Origin of the sequence: Paraburkholderia panacisoli, from assembly GCF_008369935.1 — a bacterium.
GTDB classification, from domain to species: domain Bacteria; phylum Pseudomonadota; class Gammaproteobacteria; order Burkholderiales; family Burkholderiaceae; genus Paraburkholderia; species Paraburkholderia panacisoli.
Window position 1 is genome coordinate 136,248 of sequence record NZ_VTUZ01000012.1, and the last position, 16,880, is coordinate 153,127.

13 protein-coding genes are annotated in these 16,880 nt (G+C 66.0%); 7 read left to right on the forward strand and 6 right to left on the reverse strand.

The features are described from left to right. Positions 1-21: 21 nt before the first annotated feature. From dcd to apbC, 3 genes are all read right to left on the reverse strand, one after another. The gene (gene dcd / locus FVF58_RS19635) at positions 22-591 is read right to left on the reverse strand and encodes a dCTP deaminase (RefSeq protein WP_149671537.1); all 570 of its coding nucleotides are present in this window, start codon (positions 589-591) and stop codon (positions 22-24) included. A gap of 324 nt (positions 592-915) precedes the next feature. Next, positions 916-1,449: a superoxide dismutase family protein gene (locus FVF58_RS19640; RefSeq protein ID WP_149671538.1), complete on the reverse strand. Its 534-nt coding sequence runs from the start codon at positions 1,447-1,449 to the stop codon at positions 916-918. Positions 1,450-1,569: 120 nt separating this feature from the next. Further along, positions 1,570-2,658 carry an iron-sulfur cluster carrier protein ApbC gene (gene apbC / locus FVF58_RS19645; protein ID WP_149671539.1) on the reverse strand — a complete coding sequence of 363 codons (1,089 nt, stop codon included), beginning with the start codon at positions 2,656-2,658 and terminating at the stop codon, positions 1,570-1,572. 357 nt (positions 2,659-3,015) lie between these two features. Between apbC and FVF58_RS19650 the strand changes: the two genes are divergently transcribed. After that, positions 3,016-3,669: a YiaD family glycine zipper/OmpA-like lipoprotein gene (locus FVF58_RS19650; protein ID WP_149671540.1), complete on the forward strand. Its 654-nt coding sequence runs from the start codon at positions 3,016-3,018 to the stop codon at positions 3,667-3,669. Between the two features lie 407 nt (positions 3,670-4,076). Continuing rightward, the gene (metG, locus tag FVF58_RS19660; protein ID WP_149671542.1) at positions 4,077-6,215 is read left to right on the forward strand and encodes a methionine--tRNA ligase; all 2,139 of its coding nucleotides are present in this window, start codon (positions 4,077-4,079) and stop codon (positions 6,213-6,215) included. Positions 6,216-6,359: 144 nt separating this feature from the next. Here metG and FVF58_RS19665 read toward each other — a convergent pair whose 3' ends face one another. Then, positions 6,360-10,781, reverse strand: a complete 4,422-nt coding sequence (locus FVF58_RS19665; RefSeq protein WP_149671543.1) for a translocation/assembly module TamB domain-containing protein — start codon at positions 10,779-10,781, stop codon at positions 6,360-6,362. 28 nt (positions 10,782-10,809) lie between these two features. Beyond that, the gene (locus FVF58_RS19670; protein ID WP_149671544.1) at positions 10,810-12,654 is read right to left on the reverse strand and encodes an autotransporter assembly complex protein TamA; all 1,845 of its coding nucleotides are present in this window, start codon (positions 12,652-12,654) and stop codon (positions 10,810-10,812) included. A gap of 229 nt (positions 12,655-12,883) precedes the next feature. Between FVF58_RS19670 and FVF58_RS19675 the strand changes: the two genes are divergently transcribed. The 4 genes from FVF58_RS19675 (at position 12,884) to panD (ending at position 15,411) form a co-directional block, all read left to right on the forward strand. Next, a complete protein-coding gene (locus tag FVF58_RS19675) occupies positions 12,884-13,069 on the forward strand; it encodes a DUF3460 family protein (protein ID WP_073431976.1) in 186 nt (61 codons plus the stop codon). A 4-nt stretch (positions 13,070-13,073) separates the two neighbouring features. Continuing rightward, the gene (locus FVF58_RS19680) at positions 13,074-13,949 is read left to right on the forward strand and encodes a segregation and condensation protein A (RefSeq protein ID WP_149671545.1); all 876 of its coding nucleotides are present in this window, start codon (positions 13,074-13,076) and stop codon (positions 13,947-13,949) included. A 199-nt stretch (positions 13,950-14,148) separates the two neighbouring features. Continuing rightward, positions 14,149-14,982 (forward strand): pantoate--beta-alanine ligase, encoded by an 834-nt coding sequence (panC, locus tag FVF58_RS19685; protein WP_149671546.1) that lies wholly within the window; start codon positions 14,149-14,151, stop codon positions 14,980-14,982. A 42-nt stretch (positions 14,983-15,024) separates the two neighbouring features. Then, positions 15,025-15,411: an aspartate 1-decarboxylase gene (panD, locus tag FVF58_RS19690; RefSeq protein WP_094783245.1), complete on the forward strand. Its 387-nt coding sequence runs from the start codon at positions 15,025-15,027 to the stop codon at positions 15,409-15,411. 180 nt (positions 15,412-15,591) lie between these two features. On the opposite strand, the gene FVF58_RS19695 is transcribed toward panD, so the two are convergent. Beyond that, positions 15,592-16,230: a ParA family protein gene (locus FVF58_RS19695; protein ID WP_149671547.1), complete on the reverse strand. Its 639-nt coding sequence runs from the start codon at positions 16,228-16,230 to the stop codon at positions 15,592-15,594. A gap of 207 nt (positions 16,231-16,437) precedes the next feature. Here FVF58_RS19695 and FVF58_RS19700 point away from each other — a divergent pair, with 207 nt between their 5' ends. Then, positions 16,438-16,857 (forward strand): PaaI family thioesterase, encoded by a 420-nt coding sequence (locus FVF58_RS19700; RefSeq protein WP_149671548.1) that lies wholly within the window; start codon positions 16,438-16,440, stop codon positions 16,855-16,857. Positions 16,858-16,880 lie beyond the last annotated feature (23 nt).

Consider the following 16,880-nt stretch of genomic DNA (forward strand, 5'->3'; position numbering starts at 1 on the left):
TGGGTCAGTGCGCTGCCGGCGTCAGGTCTTGGGCAACGTGACGCCGTGCTGACCTTGGTATTTGCCGCCGCGATCCGCGTACGACGTTTCACAAATCTCATCGCTTTCGAAAAACAGCACCTGGGCGACGCCTTCGTTCGCGTAGATTTTCGCAGGCAAAGGTGTCGTATTCGAGAATTCGAGCGTGACGTGCCCTTCCCATTCCGGCTCGAACGGCGTCACGTTGACGATGATCCCGCAGCGCGCGTAAGTGGACTTGCCGAGGCACACGGTCAGCACGCTGCGCGGAATGCGGAAGTACTCGACCGTGCGCGCGAGCGCGAACGAATTCGGCGGGATGATGCAGACATCGCCCTTGAAGTCGACAAACGACTTCTCGTCGAAGTTCTTGGGATCGACGATGGTCGAGTTGATGTTCGTGAAGATCTTGAATTCATCGGCGCAGCGGATGTCGTAGCCGTAGCTCGACGTGCCGTAGCTGACAATCTTCCGGCCGTCTTCGGAGACGCGAACCTGATCGGGCGCAAACGGCTGGATCATCTTGTGCGACTCGGCCATGCGCCGGATCCACTTGTCGGATTTGATGGTCATAGGTGAACGCTGCTCGACGTGAATGACAGGTGTGTGACGGATAACAACCCGGCGGTGCCGGGCGGCTTGCGAATCATTGGGCGGCGGCTTCGCCATGCGGCGCGGGGTTCGCGGCCCGCGCCGCATAACTCAAACGCACGCTCAAACGCTGCGCTGAAATGGACCGGGCCGCGGCCTCGGGCCTCGCGTTGAACGGCATCTTGCCGCCTGGCGCCCCAACGGAAGGCGCTTATTTTACGCGATCACGGCGATGCTGCCGCAGGCGCGCTTCGAACGGCACTCGAGGAGCCGGCAAGGTGGAATGGAGAGCCGCTGCACACCGGCTCACTGGCGAATCACGCCGCACGCGATCGCGGCGCCCGCGCCATGTAGCGGATAGGCGTACGGGTCGGTCGCGTCGTGATGCAGCACCACCGCGCGCTGCAACACCGAGCGGATGCCGTCGAGCGACACATCCGGCGCGACGATGAAGCCGGTGGCCACGCCGTTCGCGTCCGCGTGAATGTTGGCGAGATCGCCTTCCACCCGCGCGCCCGTTTTCAGACGCTCGGCGGCCGGCGAGAAAACCTGGCCCGTGCTGGAGCCGTCGGCGGCATTGCAGTCGCCGCGCTCGTGGATTTGCAGCGCGTGGTCGCTATTGGGCGGCATGCCGGCGAGATTGTAGGTGACCTGCACGCCGTCCGAGCGCTCGATAAACGTCACGAGGCCACGCGCCTGATTACCCACGGTGGGCAGCAATTGCGCGTCGGCGCGCTTTTCCTGTGGTCTCAGGAACACGCTGCAACCGCATAACAGCACGCAGCTGGCAGTCAGGACGATGAACGCATGCACCGCCTGCCCGTCGATTCGTTTTCCCATGCGATCCTCTTGCCGGCCTGGCGCCCGCCCCTGCGGGCGCCGAGCCGAACCTGTGAAGTCGACATGATACCGCGAGACCAGGCGCAAATAGACGCCCCGGCCCCTTGTCCGAACGGCTGCTCAGGTGTTCTGCACAACGATGTTGGGAAACTTCGAGGTCATGTCGCGAGCCCGCTCGGCGATGTGGATCGCCACCTTGCGTGCGATCGAGCGGTAGATCTGCGCGATCCGCCCGTTCGGGTCCGCCACGACGGTCGGTTGGCCCGAGTCGGCCTGCTCGCGGATGCTGATGTCGAGCGGCAGGCTGCCGAGCACGTCGACGCCGTATTCCTTGCCCATCCGCTCGCCGCCGCCCGCGCCGAAGATATGCTCTTCGTGCCCGCAGTTCGAGCAGATATGCATGCCCATGTTCTCGACGATGCCGAGGATCGGAATGCCGACCTTCTCGAACATCTTGAGCCCCTTCTTCGCGTCGAGCAGCGCGATGTCCTGCGGCGTCGTGACGATCACCGCGCCCGTCACCGGCACGCGCTGCGAAAGGGTCAGCTGGATGTCGCCGGTGCCCGGCGGCATGTCGACGATCAGGTAGTCGAGGTCCTGCCAGTTCGTCTGACGCAACAGCTGTTCGAGCGCGGACGTGGCCATCGGGCCGCGCCACACCATCGGGTTGTCCTGCTCGATCAGGAAGCCGATCGAGTTGGCCTGCAGGCCGTGGCCGGTCATCGGGTTCATCGACTTGTCGTCGGGCGATTCCGGACGGCCGGTGATGCCGAGCATCATCGGCAACGACGGGCCGTAGATGTCGGCGTCGAGCACGCCCACCGATGCGCCTTCGCTCGCCAGCGCCAGCGCCAGATTCACGGCGGTCGTGCTCTTGCCGACGCCGCCCTTGCCGGACGCCACCGCGACGATGTTCTTCACGCCCGGCAGCAGCTTCACGCCGCGTTGCACGGTATGCGCAGCGATTTGCTGGGACACCTCGACGCGCGCGTTCGCCACACCCGGCACGACGCGCAGCGCATCGCCAAACTGCGTGCGGATCGCGTCGAACTGGCTTCTCGCCGGATAGCCGAGCACCACCTGAAGGCTGACGGTGTCGCCCTCCACGGCCACGTTCCTGATATTTTTGGCGGCCGCGTACGGCAAGCCGGTGTTGGGGTCAGTGACGACTGCGAGGGCAGCGTCGACCAAAGCCCGATCGATACTCATTGACACTCCGTGGGGGACACGTCCTGGCGCGGTGCAATTGCTGTATCAGCCCCGCGCCGGAATTTGAAAGAAATTGTTAGACGGGATTGCGAAAACCAGGCGTGCCGGGCACCCTTCGGGCAGGCGGGACGCCATGGGGGCCGCATCACTCGGTACTTCAAGCCTTATTGTAGTGGCTGACGCCAAGCCCTGCCGGAAGACCCTTCTTCGCTGTCGGACCGGACTGAAGAAAGGCGTAGGATTTACGTCGTTCGAGCGCTTGCAGTCATGTCGTCACGTTCGCCGAATAGATTGGGCCGTTAACTCCCGTTAACTCGTTGCCCGCTGGTTTGTCCGCTTCACTCAAGAGGAATCAAAATGAATGCAAAAATCATGACTCGCCTGGCTGTGTTCGCCGTCGCCGGCTCGCTGCTCGCTGGCTGCGCCACTCAACAGGGCACCGACACCGCCGTTGGTACGGGCGTGGGCGCCGGCACGGGCGCAGCGATCGGCGCCATCTTCGGCGGCGGCAAGGGCGCGGCGATCGGCGCGGGCGTCGGCGCAGCGGTGGGCGGCGTCACCGGCTACAACTGGCAAAACATTCGCAACCGCATGTCGGGCGCCACCAAGGGCACCGGCACCGAGATCACCGAGCAGCCGGACGGCTCGCTCAAGCTGAACATTCCGAGCTCGGTCACGTTCGACACCAGCAGCTACGCGATCAAGCCCTCGTTCGCCCCTGTGCTGGACCAGCTCGCGCAAACCTTGCAGCAGAATCCGGAAGTGGTCGCCGCGGTGGTGGGCCACACGGACAACACCGGCTCGCTGCAATATAACCAGACCCTGTCGGTCAATCGCGCGCAAAGCGTGACGGGCTACCTCGCGCAACGCGGCATCGCGCCGCAGCGCCTGTCCGCGACCGGCATGGGCCCGAACCAGCCGATCGCCGACAACAATACCGAAGCCGGTCGTGCGACGAACCGTCGCGTGGAAATCTATCTGCGCGCCACCGCGCAGCACGCAACGCAATAAAGACAGGACTTCAGGAGCGTGACGAAGGCGGGGGGCGGGGCTCGCCCGCGCCGCCCGACGCGGCCGTAAAAAGCGCCGGAAAGGAAATCTCGTACGACGACGAAAAAAATTTCGAACTCTGCCGGAAATCTGCGGTCTCTCTTTACGGTACGTGGCTGGCGAAGCCGCCGCGTCACCATTCTCCTCTTGTCGTTGTTGCTCCGGGGTTTAATCACCCCGGTTTTTTTTTTGGGCGCTCGGTTTTCGCACCCCGGCTTTCGCACCTCGGTTTTTGCCCTTTCCGCACCCGGGTGTCAGACCCGTCCACGCCGCGACAACCCCGCTGTACGCCCGGGCAGCCCATCCGCGTCGGCCGCCCGCCCTGCTAGAATCAACCTTTCGTCCCACCGCAGGCTCCCACCATCCTTATGTCAGCACCCGCAACCGATCTCTCCGCAGGCGCGCCGTCGAGCCGTCGCCAGATTCTCGTCACGTCGGCCCTTCCGTATGCGAACGGGCAAATCCATATCGGCCATCTGGTCGAATATATCCAGACGGACATCTGGGTCCGGACGTTGCGAATGCACGGTCACGAGGTCTATTACGTGGGCGCCGACGACACGCACGGCACGCCGGTCATGCTGCGCGCGGAAAAAGAAGGGATCACGCCGAAGCAGCTGATCGACCGCGTGTGGCAGGAACACAAGCGCGATTTCGACAGCTTCGGAATCTCGTTCGACAACTACTACTCGACCGATTCCGAAGAAAACCGCGTTCTCAGCGAAAACGTCTACCTGGCGCTCAAGGAAGCAGGCCTGATTGAGGCGCGCGAGATCGAACAGGCGTATGACCCGGTCAAGGAAATGTTCCTGCCGGACCGCTTCATCAAGGGCGAATGCCCGAAATGCGGCGCGAAAGACCAGTACGGCGACAGCTGCGAAGTATGCGGCTCGACCTACCTGCCCACCGAGCTGGTCAATCCGTACTCGGTCGTCTCGGGCGCCACGCCGATCCGCAAGACCTCGACGCACTACTTCTTCCGCCTGTCCGATCCGCGCTGCGAGAATTTCCTGCGTGCGTGGGTCGGCGGCCTGGCGCAGCCGGAAGCCACCAACAAGATGCGCGAATGGCTCGGCGACGTCGGCGAAGCCAGCCTCGCCGACTGGGATATCTCGCGCGACGCGCCCTATTTCGGCTTCGAAATCCCGGGCGCGCCGGGCAAGTATTTCTATGTGTGGCTGGACGCGCCGGTCGGCTACTACGCGAGCTTCAAAAACCTCGCCGAAAAGCGCGGGCTCGACTTCGACGCGTGGGTTCGCCAGGGTTCGAAGACCGAGCAGTACCACTTCATCGGCAAGGACATCCTGTATTTCCACACGCTGTTCTGGCCGGCCATGCTGGAGTTCTCGGGCCACCGCACGCCGACCAACGTGTTCGCGCACGGCTTCCTGACCGTGGACGGCGCGAAGATGTCGAAGTCGCGCGGCACCTTCATCACCGCGCAAAGCGTGATCGACACGGGCCTGAACCCGGAATGGCTGCGCTACTACTTCGCGGCCAAGCTGAACAGCACGATGGAAGACCTCGACCTGAACCTCGACGACTTCCAGGCGCGCGTGAACAGCGATCTGGTCGGCAAATACGTGAACATCGCGAGCCGCGCGGCCGGGTTCCTGATCAAGCGCTTCGACGGCCGCGTGCAGGACAGCGCGATGCAGCACCCGCTGCTCGCCACGCTGCGCACCGCGCTGCCGCAGATCGCCGCGAACTACGAGGCGCGCGAGTACAACCGCGCGCTGCGCCACACCATGGAACTGGCCGACGCGGTCAACGCGTATGTCGACACCGCCAAGCCGTGGGATCAGGCAAAAGACCCGGCAAACTCGGTCGCACTGCATGAAACCTGCACCGTCAGCATCGAGGCGTTCCGCCTGCTGTCGCTCGCGCTGAAGCCGGTACTGCCGAAGCTGGCCGAAGCGGTCGAGGCTTTCCTCGGCATCGAGCCGCTCGTGTGGGCCGACGCCAACGTGCCGCTCAGCTCCGCGCGCCCGATCAACGCATACAAGCACCTGATGACGCGCGTCGACCCGAAGCAGATCGAAGCGCTGCTCGCGGCCAATCGCGATTCGCTGCAAGCCACGCCGGAGGCGGCGGCCCCCGCCGACGCGAAGACCAAGGCGAAGGCCAAAGCCGCGGCCACGGCTGCCGGCAACGACGAAACGCCCGGCGTGATCTCGATCGACGACTTCGCGAAGATCGATCTGCGCGTCGCGAAGATCGTCGATTGCAAGGCGGTGGAGGGTTCGGACAAGCTGCTGCAACTTACGCTCGACGTCGGCGAGGAGAAAACCCGCAACGTGTTCTCCGGCATCAAGTCGGCGTATCAGCCGGAGCAGCTGGTCGGCAAGCTGACGGTGATGGTCGCGAACCTCGCGCCGCGCAAGATGAAATTCGGTCTGTCCGAAGGGATGGTGCTGGCGGCCTCGGCCACCGACGAGAAAGCCGAACCGGGCCTGTACGTGCTCGAACCGGATAGCGGTGCGAAGCCGGGCATGCGCGTGAAGTAACGCGCGCGGGCGTCGGTCGCGGGCTTTTGCGCCGCGAACCCCGCATGAAAAAACGGCACGCTTTTCAAAGCGTGCCGTTTTTCTTGGCGCGTGCTCTTGCCGGGCGAGCGGCGGCGGCGCCCGCGCCCGCATGCGGCGGCTGCATCACCACAACGACTTGAACCGGTCGAACCGCCGCGTGTACAGCACATCGGCCCCGTAGAACGTGCCGCCGTACGCCACCACCGACCAGTAGCGCGTCAGGTTGATGGTCGCCTTGATCGCGTTGCTCGCCGACTGCAACCCTTGCTCGTAGCCGATCACGAGCCACTCGTTGATCGCCTTCGACACCATCACCACTTGCGGATCGGTCAGCCCGACTTCGCTGCGCCCAATCGAAAACTCGTCGAGCCCGACGGTCTGGGCGATCCGCTGGCCGGTCGTGCTGCCGAGCAGTGCGAGCGCCGTCGTCATCGTGCTTTGCTGGCCGAGGTTGTTGCCCTGATCGGTGCCGTGGCCGAACAGCAGCCACGAGAGCTTTTCGTTATCCGGCACGCTCGGCTCCGACACCAGCCGCGCCACCGGCGACTGCGCCGTGCCCGTCACCTGCACGCCCGCCTCGACCTGCTGATTGCGGCGCATCGCCAGAATGTTGATGCCTGGGTTGGTCACCGGACCGTTGAACGTGAAAAAGCCGTTCTCGATGGTCAGCTTGCGGCCGAACGCGGTGTAGGTCGAACCCTGCGTGACGCGCACGTTGCCGACCGCGCGCAGCGGCATGTTCGGTGCGCTCACCGCAGTGATCGTGCCGGTCAGGCCGAGATCGGCGCCCTTCCCGCGGAAGCGGAAATCATTGCCGAGACTCAGGTCGATATTGGCGCGCGGCGCGAACGGGCTGACCGGCTGATTGCCGCCCGCCACCGGACGCGGCTGGCCGCCCGATATGGTGCCGTCCGGACGGATCACTGCCACGTCGTCGCCCAGGCGCGGCGCGGCCTGCTCGGGCAAATCGAACAGCGCGTGATCGACGACGAACTTGCCGTTGATCGCCAGGCCGCGCTCCGCGCCGCCATTCGCAATGCTCGCGCTGCCCGACAGCGACAGATTGCGATCCGGCGCTGCGAACAGTTCGAGCTTGTCCGCGACGATGCTCGCGGTCACGTCCGGCTCCGCGCCGTCCAGGCGCACGCGGCCGGTAGCGCGCAGCGTGCCGCTCCCGCCATGGAACTCGACCTGCTGAAAGTCCACCAGATTCTGCGACAGCGCGATGCGCACCACGCCGTCCTTTAGCTGCACGCCCTGGTCGACCACCGTCGCGGACAGGCCGTCGCCGGTCAGCGCGCCGGTCAGACTCGGCTTGGCGACGGTGCCGCCGAGCGCGAGCCTGAGCGCGAGGTGCCCGTCGAGCAGATAGCTTGGGCCGAACAGGCCGCCGGTCGTTTTCAGCGACGGCACATCGGCTTTCACGTTGCCCGACAACGCGCCTTCCTCGTTGAATGTCAGCAGGCCGTCGCGCATGACCAGCGTGGTGTGCGCGTCGGCGTCGATCACGCCGAGCCGGCTCGCCTGTGCGTGCAGCGTCGCGTTGAGCCGATTACCGCCGGTGAATTCGGCGCGCGTGCTGATGTCGGCAATCCCCATCGACGCGAGGCCGCGGCCGATTTCGACTGTCACGTCACCACTGCGCCGCCGCAACTGGATGTGGCCGGTCGCGGTGGCGCCGAGAGAGAAGTCCCAGTCGCCGTCGAACACCAGATCGGTCCTGACGTGCGGCGGCTCGCCGGTGATCTCGTGGCGCAGCTCCTGCAAGCGCGCGACCGAAACGTCCGTCAAGCTGCCAGCCGACTGGATCTTGCCGTGATCGAACGCGAACGATTTCAGGCTCAGCACCGCGCCTTCAATGCTCAGGCGGGTCGCGCCGAGCGTCAGCCGGCTCGGCGCGGCGCTCACGGCTAGCGGCGATTCCAGATTCAACGCCGGGATGCCTTTGTTTTGCAGACGCGTCACCGTGCCGTCCCAGCGCGTGCCGTCGCGCGCTTCGGTCAGCTTGCCGTTGACTGCGAGCGTCAGATCCAGCGGACGCTCCTGCAGCTTGCCGGTCGCGGCGGCTTCGAGCGTGTGATTGGCGCGCGTGCCGGACAGGCGCGCCGTGAGCGTGGCCAGATCGACGCCGCCCGCGCTGAGATTGCGCGCGTCGGTGGTGAAGGCGAGCGCGCCGTTCGCGCCGTCGCGCAACTCGGCGTGGCCTTGCGCATGGCCGAGGCGATTGCTGCCGAACACCACGCTGTCGGCCTTGTAGTTCAACACGACGTTCGGATGCGCGAACGAGCCGGTGATGTCGCCATCGGCGGCGACGACGCCCGCGAGGCCGAAGCCGAGCCGCTCGAGCTGCGGTGCATCGACGCGAAACCGCAATCGGTCGCCGCTTGCGCCGAAGCTGCCCTGGAGATCGACCTGGTTGCCCGCCACCGACAGATTCGCGCGGCTCGGCAAGATCCGCGAGCCGGCCAGCTGGATCGTGCCGCCGCCGGTCAGCGGCAGGTTGTCGTAGACGCTCGGGCCCAGCTTGAATTCGGCCTTGGTGGTAAAGACCGGGCCGAGCATGCCGGCCGCGGTGAGCGTGCCGTTCACGCGCGCTTCGATCTTGCGCGCAGGCGGTGCGGGCGGCGTGCCGCGAGCGGGCGGCGGCGTTCTGCGCTCGATCACTTCGGCCTGCACTGCGGCTTTGGCGGTGTTTTTCGCCAGCGCGGCGGCCTGATCGCCGGGCGCCGCGCTTGTCGCGCCGGCCGTGCTGCCCGCCTGGGCCACGGCCTGCGCAGAAGGCGCAGTCCGCGCGCGTTGGGCGCTGCCCGCCGCGGGCGACGGCGCCGTCACCGGGGTGCGCGACGGCATCTGCGAAGTCAGCGTCAGCGGGTCGAAATCGGTCAGTTGCGCCTTCAGGTTGTAGGTGGAATTCGCGTCGTGCTTGAGCGCGCCGGACAGATCGATGCGGCCGCGGCCCGACGTGATGCGCACGTCGTTGAAGCTCATCCGGGCGGGGTCGAACGTCACCTTGCCCTGGGCGCGCAACGCGGCGCGCGGGTCGGCGAGATCGAGCGTGAGGCTCTGGATGTCGTCGTTCAGCCGGATGCCGACCGACCCGGACAGCTGCGTGGGCCGCACCGTCGCTTGCAGCGCGTTCAGATCAAGGCCGGCGACACGCAGATCGAGCTGCCCGCGCCGGCCCGTCAACGCGCCGGCGCCGGTGATCCTCGCGTTTTTGACGATCCGCACGTTCAGGTTCGACAGATGCTGCGCCTGGGCGTCGAGCCGCACATCGGCGTTGGCGTCGATCAACGGCAACAGGTGCTGGTCGATCGCGCCGGGTTTGGCGTTGACGATCGACACGTGTCCAGCGACTGCGAAGCCCGCCGCGCGTTGGCCGTCGGCGGGGGACGCGGCGCCGTGTCTACCGTGGCGGGTGGCAGGAGGCTGCGTGAGGCTGGCGGGGTTGTCGGTGGCGGCGACGCTGCTTTGAACGGGCGCGCTGGCGGGATTGCGCGCAGCACCCGCAACCGCGCCGCTGGCCGCACTCGCCGCCCCAACTCCGCTTGCCCCCGGCACAACCGCCCCCGCGCCCCCCTGTTCCACCGGCTGCAAATCCGCGCGCACCGCCAGATCGGCCAGCGGCGCGCCGGGCGCGAAGGCTTGCGGATTGACGTGATCGAAGGTCAGCGTCGCGCGTTGCAGGGGCACGGCGCCGAACGGCGTGGCCTCGACCCGCGCATGGCCGGCGAGCTTCATGCCGGTGGCGTCGAGTTCGGCGACCAGTTGTTCTAGCGAGCCGCTCAGATGGCCGCCCACCGCCACCGCCTCATTGTTGACCTTGCCCGAATAGCCGACCTCGCCGGTCAGCGGAAACGGCCGCACGCCGTCGAGTTTCGCCGACGCCGTCAGCGCGCCGAACGGCGTGTCGAGCCGCTCGATCGCGGCCTCGTGATGGCGCCCGTCACTGCGTCCATGAAACGCGAAGCGCGACAGCTCGGTCGTCGACGCGCCCTGATGCAGCAACAGCGTGTCGACCTGCACGTCGCGAATCTCGAGCTGCATCGGCAAGCGCAGGTTCTGCGGCAGCTTCAGCGGCTCGCTGCTGGTCGACGACGACGCGCCGATCCGCGCGTCGATCGTGCCGACGTGCAGGTAGTCGACGGTGAAGCGCCACGGCTCGCGGGCGAGCGCCCAGCGGCCCGCCACACGATCGATCTGGATATCGGTGCCGCTGCCGTCGAGACTGCGCCAGCGCACTTGCCGCAGTCGCACGCCATTGGCCAGCGTGCCGCCTTCCAGCGTGCCGTCGAGCTTGCCGCCCAGCAGCTTGACCGCCGCCCGCCACGCATGGGCGGTGCCGCGCTCGGTGGTCAGCGCGCCGTATAGCAGGCCGACCACCAGCGCGAGCAGCAGCACCAGCACGGCCACCGTCGACGCGAACGTTTTCAGCAGCACGCGGCCGAGCCGGCGCCTGGGCGGCGGCTCGGAGGGCGGCTGCTGGCCGGGCGGACTGGCGCCGGGCGGCTGCGCGGAGGGTGGGTCGGCTGCGTCCGTGGTCATGCAAGATTCATGTCAAAGCGGTTTCTCATCAGAAAGCGATGCCCAGCGTCAGATAGGGCCGCACACTGTGGTTGCGGATCCCGTAGGCAAGGTCGACATTCACCGGGCCGACCGGGCTGCGCCAGCGCGCCCCGACGCCGACGCCGGGAAAAAAGACCTTTTCGCCCCAGGTGTCGGTGGCGGTGCCGATGTCGAAGAATGCGGCCGCGCCCCAATTGTGCGAGAACCAGTGCTGATACTCAGCCGCCGTCGTGACCAGATATTTGGTCGGCAGAACCGAACCGCCGACGTCGTTACCGATGCTCTGAAAACCGTAGCCGCGCACCGAGTTCGAACCGCCCGCGCGGAACAGCAGCGAAGCCGGGATGCCGCTCGAACTGCCGCTCGTGAACACGCCGCCCAACTCGGCGCGAATCAGCACGATGTCGTCGTGGCCGATCGGCAGGTACTGCTGACCGCGCGCGTAGCCGCGGATGAACGTCTGTTCGGTCAGCACACCCTTGATCGCGAAGCCCGCCTCGACGTGGATCAGGTTGCCCCGGCGCGGAAACAGCGGATCGTCGGTGTCGCGGCGGGTCCACGACCAGGCCGGCACCAGCGCGTGGGCCGTGGTGGGCGGCGCCGTGTTCTGGTCGAGCCGGTCCTGGTAGTACAGCAGCGAGTAGTTGTAATCGAGGAACTGCGAGGTGCGGGAGCGCTGCACGCCGCCCCGGATGCTGTAGATGCGCGTGTCGGACACGTCGGTGGTGGTGTAGGAGGCCAGCACGCTATTGGTCCATGCGCGCGGCCCCGGCGGCATCGACAACTGGATTTGCCCGTACTGCTGGGTCTGGTCGGCGCGGCCTTCGACCGTGAACGGCCACGCCTTGCCGAAGGTGTTCAGATACGAGTACGCGCCCTGCACCAGCGCGCCGTTGTCGGTCGAGTAGCCCACCCCGCCACGAAAGCTGTGGAACGGAAATTCGGACACCTTCACGTGGACGGGCGTGTTGATCGGCTTGGCCGGGTCGTTGTCGAGGTCGATCGCGACGCTCGCGAAGTACGGCGTGTTCTGCAACTGCCGCTGCAATTCGGCCACGCGGCGCGTGTCGTAGACATCGCCGGGGGAAATCGGATTGACGTTGTGGACGATCGATTCCGGATAGCGCCGCGTGCCCGACACGTCCAGTTGGCCCATCGTGAAGGTCGGCCCGCTGTCATAGACGACTGACAGCCTGGCTTCACGCGTGCGCGGGTCGATCAGCGCCTCGGAGTGATAGATCTTCGCGGCGAGATACCGGCGCGACTGCAGCACCCGCAGCGACGCGTTCTTCGCGTCGTCCCAGTCGCCCTGCGTGAACGGCTGGCCTTCGTGCAGCGAAAACGCTAAGCGCGTGGCGTTTTCCTGCGCCGAGTCCTCGGTGAGCACCGCGCCGCGAAACGTCAGTTCAACCGACTTGACGATGGTTAGCGGGCCGGGATCGACGTTCACTGTCACGCGGCGCGTGTTGTCGACGGTGCGCACGTCGGTGCGCACGACCGGTGTGAAATAGCCCTGTGTCGCGGCCAGATCGCGCACCTGCTGCGGCGTGGCGGTAATCAGGAAAGCGAACTGGTCGTCGCTGATGTCGGGGCGTTTGGCGAAGCGGGCAATATCCAGATGCTGCTCGAGCAATTTGCGCAGCGAGCGCGGCGTGGCCACCACGTCGACCTTGTAGCTGGCCGGCGTGCGCGCGGCCTGTGCGGTGCCGGCGGCCAGCGTCAGCACGACGATGCCGAAGGCCAGCCACGCGCGCAAGCAACGCAATGCGTGCGCCGGGGGCGCAACACGCCCGCGCGCCGAACCGGCGTTGCCGCGCCGCAGATGCCGCTTGTCGATCGCACACCCCGCCAAACAGGACCTCCGGCCTTGGTTGATGAATTCTTTCTTGCGCCCGGCCGCGCGGCGGCGGGCAAGGCATGCTATTTGACCACATCGGCGGGGGCCACGAACCCTCTAAACGAGCCGCTGCCGCCGTTTTTCGACCGCGCGCGGCGCATGCGGTAAAATTCCGGAATAACGGCGCCGCGCCCCGGGTTTCCGCCGGGCAGCAGCCACCTCACCTACCCACGGACGTCGAGCCATGTATCAATCGGACATCACCCAGTTCCTGAACCAGCTCAAGCAACAGAAGCCCAGTCTGGAAGCCGAGCAACGCCGCGGCCGCGCGCTGCTGTGGGACAAGCAGCCGATCGATCTGGAAGAACGTGCCGAGCAGAAGGCATCACGCGTAGAACAGACGCCTTACTCGTACTATCAAAACTTCTAAGCGCGTGAGCCACGCCGACGAGGCACACGGCGCGCCGGCGGCCCCCGCCGACGCCGCGCTGGCCGCGCCCGCCACCGATTCGACGCCCGACACCGTCGACGGCATCGCCTTTGCGCGTCTGTACGGCGAGCCGCTCTTCAAGCTGCCGACGGACCTGTACATCCCGCCGGACGCGCTCGAGGTGTTTCTCGAAACGTTCGAAGGTCCGCTGGATCTGCTGCTGTATCTGATCCGCAAGCAGAACTTCAACGTGCTCGACATCCCGATGGCGGACGTCACGGTCCAATACCTCGGTTACGTCGACCAGTTGCGGCAGACCAACCTCGAACTCGCATCCGAATACCTGCTGATGGCCGCGATGCTGATCGAGATCAAGTCGCGCATGCTGCTGCCGGTGAAGAAGGCCGACAGCGGCGAAGAGGCCGAAGATCCGCGCGCGGAACTGGTGCGCCGCCTGCTCGAATACGAGCAGATGAAGCTCGCCGCGCAGCGCATCGATCAGTTGCCGCAACTCGGGCGCGACTTCCTGCGCGCCGAGGTCTACATCGAGCAAAGCATCACGCCGCGCTTTCCCGACGTGAACAGCGAAGACCTGCGCGCCGCGTGGGCCGACGTGATCAAGCGCGCGAAGCTCGTGCAGCATCACAGGATTTCGCGCGAGGAGCTGTCCGTGCGCGAGCACATGAGCTCGATCCTGCGGCAGTTGCAGAACGCGCGCTTCATCGAGTTCTCCGACCTGTTCGACACCACCAGGGGTGTGCCGGTCGTGGTGGTGAATTTCATCGCCGTGCTCGAACTGTGCCGCGAGTCGCTCGTCGAAATCACCCAGGCGGAGCCGTTCGCGCCGATCTATGTGCGCCTCGCCTACCTGCCGGCCTGAAACCCGCGCCGCGGCATCCGGCACCGGCGCGGCGGCACGCGCCGCACCGGTTTGCCTCGATCTGGTGCGCCGCGTGCACAAATCCACTACAATCCCGCGCTCCAAACCCGTCATCCGAAACGAGGCGGCCGCCCGCGCGATTCCTTGAAGTCTTGCGCCAACCGAGTCGCGCGCCGCGCGAGGAAATCCCAGTCCGATCATGAAAGTCATCAGCTCGATCCATGAATTGCGCGACCAGTTGCGCGGCCAGAATCGCACGGCCTTCGTGCCGACCATGGGCAATCTGCACGAGGGCCATCTGTCGCTGATGCGCCTCGCGCGCCAGCACGGCGACCCGGTGGTGGCGAGCATCTTCGTCAACCGGCTGCAGTTCGGTCCGAACGAGGATTTCGACAAATACCCGCGCACGATGGAAGCGGACATCGAAAAGCTCCAGAAGGAAAACGTCTACGTGCTGTTCGCGCCGACCGAGAAGGATCTGTATCCGGAGCCGCAGGAGTACCGCGTGTATCCGCCGCATGATCTGGGCGACATCCTCGAAGGCGAATTCCGCCCCGGCTTCTTCCAGGGCGTGTGCACGGTGGTGATGAAGCTGATGTCGTGCGTGCAGCCGCGCGTCGCCGTGTTCGGCAAGAAGGACTACCAGCAGCTGATGATCGTGCGCCGCATGTGCCACCAGTTCGCGCTGCCGACCGACATCATCGCCGCCGAAACTGTGCGCGACGCCGACGGCCTCGCGCTCAGCTCGCGCAACCGCTACCTGCAGGCCGCCGAGCGCGCCGAGGCGCCGATGCTGGCCGCCGAACTCAATCGCGTGCGCGACGCGGTGCTGTCCGGCGAGCGTGACTTCGCCAAGGTCGAACAGGCGGCGATGGCCGCACTGGCCGCGCGCGGCTGGCAGCCCGACTACGTCGCGGTGCGCAAGCGCTCGGACCTGCTGCCGCCCGGCGCGCAGGACGCCGACGCGCAACTGGTCGTGCTGGCCGCGGCCAAGCTCGGCGCGACCCGTCTGATCGACAACCTCGAAATCTGAAGCGGTCACTGAGACCGTAACCGAAGCCATACAGGATTGGTCATGCAACGCAACATGCTGAAGTCGAAGATCCACCGCGTCGCGGTCACGCACTGCGAGCTGCACTACGAAGGCTCGTGCGCGATCGACGAAGACTTGCTGGAAGCGGCGAACATCGTCGAAAACGAACGGATCGACATCTGGAACATCAACAACGGCGAGCGCTTTTCGACCTACGCGATCAAGGGCGAGCGCGGCAGCGGCATGATTTCGCTGAACGGCTCGGCCGCGCGGCGCGCGCAACTGGGCGATCTGGTGATCATCGCGGCGTTCGCGGTGGTGGATGAAGCCGAATTGAAGGCGGGCTGGAAGCCGGACCTGGTGTTCGTCGACGAGAACAACAGGATCAAGGGCAGCCGCGATCACGTGCCGACACAGAACTGGACCTGAGCCGGGCGGGCGTTCGCCGTTTCAGGCGGGCTCTCCGCGTTCGCTCTGCACGCTTGCTTGACACAGCGGACCTGCGCGTTCACTGACACGCGCTCTGCGCGCGTTCGCCAGGTTCGCTGTGCGAGCGCCCGGCACGGCTAGCGGCTGGCGCGGGCCGCCAGAGCCGCCTGCTTCCCCGCTTCAGCCCTTCTTGCCGCCGCCGTTCGTCCAGTCGAGGATCGGCTGCCATTGCTCCAGATCCTTCTCCACGCGGCTTTTCGCGACGTCCCACAAGGTCAGGCCGTGGGCCGCCAGTTGTACGTAGTTCTGCGTGTCGCGCAAAAAGCCCAGCACCGGCAGCTTCAACCCCTCGACGAAGCGGTGCAGTTGCTCCGCCGAGCGCGTGCGCGCGTCGACGCGCATGCCGACCACGCCGATTTCGATCGCGCCTTTCCTGACTGCTTTTTCCTTCGCCAGCCGCTCGAGAAATTCCTGGGTGGCGAGAATATCGAACAGGGATGGCTGGAGCGGCACGATCACCTTGTCGGCGAGATCCAGCGCGATGGTCAGGCGATTGCCGTGCAAGCCGGCCGGCGTATCGACGACTGCGTGCTCCAGACCCTTGGGCGGTTTGGCGGGCGCGTCCTGATTGACTTCCCAGTTTTCGATGGCGGGCAGCGTAGCGGGCCGCAACGCCAGCCACGCGTGCGCGGACTGCTGCTTGTCGAGGTCGGCCAGCGCGACCCATTCGCCGGCCGCGGCGAAATAGCCGGCCAGATTGGTCGATAGCGTGCTTTTGCCCACGCCGCCCTTCGGATTCGCCACCACGATCACCGTCATGAATTCTCCCGGAAAGAAGGCTGGGCACCGCCAGCCGGTTTGCCGCGCTTATTGCTCTGACTTGTGCCGGCGGGTTCCGATCCGTACCTTTCAGGTTCACCCGCCGATCCAGCCGTTGATAATATCGACAAATGCAGCGCGGCGAAGCCCCCGACGGCGAATCGACCACCTTACCGTGCCGGTTTTTTCATCAAGGACCCCCATCTCATGACCAGGCTCCGCCCCGAATACACCATCGAACGCCTGCACGAACGCCAGCGAGGCAGGCTGCCTGGCTTGCTGGGCCTGCGTGTGCTGTCGCTAGAAGAAGGCATGCTGAGCGCGGAGCTGACCGTGCGCGACGAATTGCTCGCGCCGAACGGCTTCCTGCACGCGGCCACCGTGATCGGTCTCGCCGACACCGCCTGCGGCTACGCGTGTCTTGCCCATCTGCCGGAGACAGCGCGCAATTTCACGACCATCGAGCTGAAGAGCAATTTTCTCGGCACGGCGACCGAGGGGACGATTCGCGCGGTCGCGAAGGGCGTGCACCTGGGGCGCAGTACGCAGGTGTGGGACGCTACGGTGACCGATCCGAACGGCAAGACGATGGCCCTGTTTCGCTGCACGCAGATGGTGTTGTATTGAGTGGATGGGGACGGCGTGGGCCG

What these genes read in the sequence shown, in the direction of transcription:
- FVF58_RS19700 (WP_149671548.1), top strand. Translation starts at nt 16,438, where the DNA reads ATGACCAGGCTCCGCCCCGAATACACCATCGAACGCCTGCACGAACGC.
- FVF58_RS19650 (WP_149671540.1), top strand. Translation starts at nt 3,016, where the DNA reads ATGAATGCAAAAATCATGACTCGCCTGGCTGTGTTCGCCGTCGCCGGC.
- FVF58_RS19640 (WP_149671538.1), bottom strand. Translation starts at nt 1,449, where the DNA reads ATGGGAAAACGAATCGACGGGCAGGCGGTGCATGCGTTCATCGTCCTG.
- FVF58_RS19665 (WP_149671543.1), bottom strand. Translation starts at nt 10,781, where the DNA reads ATGACCACGGACGCAGCCGACCCACCCTCCGCGCAGCCGCCCGGCGCC.
- dcd (WP_149671537.1), bottom strand. Translation starts at nt 591, where the DNA reads ATGACCATCAAATCCGACAAGTGGATCCGGCGCATGGCCGAGTCGCAC.
- FVF58_RS19675 (WP_073431976.1), top strand. Translation starts at nt 12,884, where the DNA reads ATGTATCAATCGGACATCACCCAGTTCCTGAACCAGCTCAAGCAACAG.
- apbC (WP_149671539.1), bottom strand. Translation starts at nt 2,658, where the DNA reads ATGAGTATCGATCGGGCTTTGGTCGACGCTGCCCTCGCAGTCGTCACT.
- panD (WP_094783245.1), top strand. Translation starts at nt 15,025, where the DNA reads ATGCAACGCAACATGCTGAAGTCGAAGATCCACCGCGTCGCGGTCACG.
- panC (WP_149671546.1), top strand. Translation starts at nt 14,149, where the DNA reads ATGAAAGTCATCAGCTCGATCCATGAATTGCGCGACCAGTTGCGCGGC.
- metG (WP_149671542.1), top strand. Translation starts at nt 4,077, where the DNA reads ATGTCAGCACCCGCAACCGATCTCTCCGCAGGCGCGCCGTCGAGCCGT.
- FVF58_RS19695 (WP_149671547.1), bottom strand. Translation starts at nt 16,230, where the DNA reads ATGACGGTGATCGTGGTGGCGAATCCGAAGGGCGGCGTGGGCAAAAGC.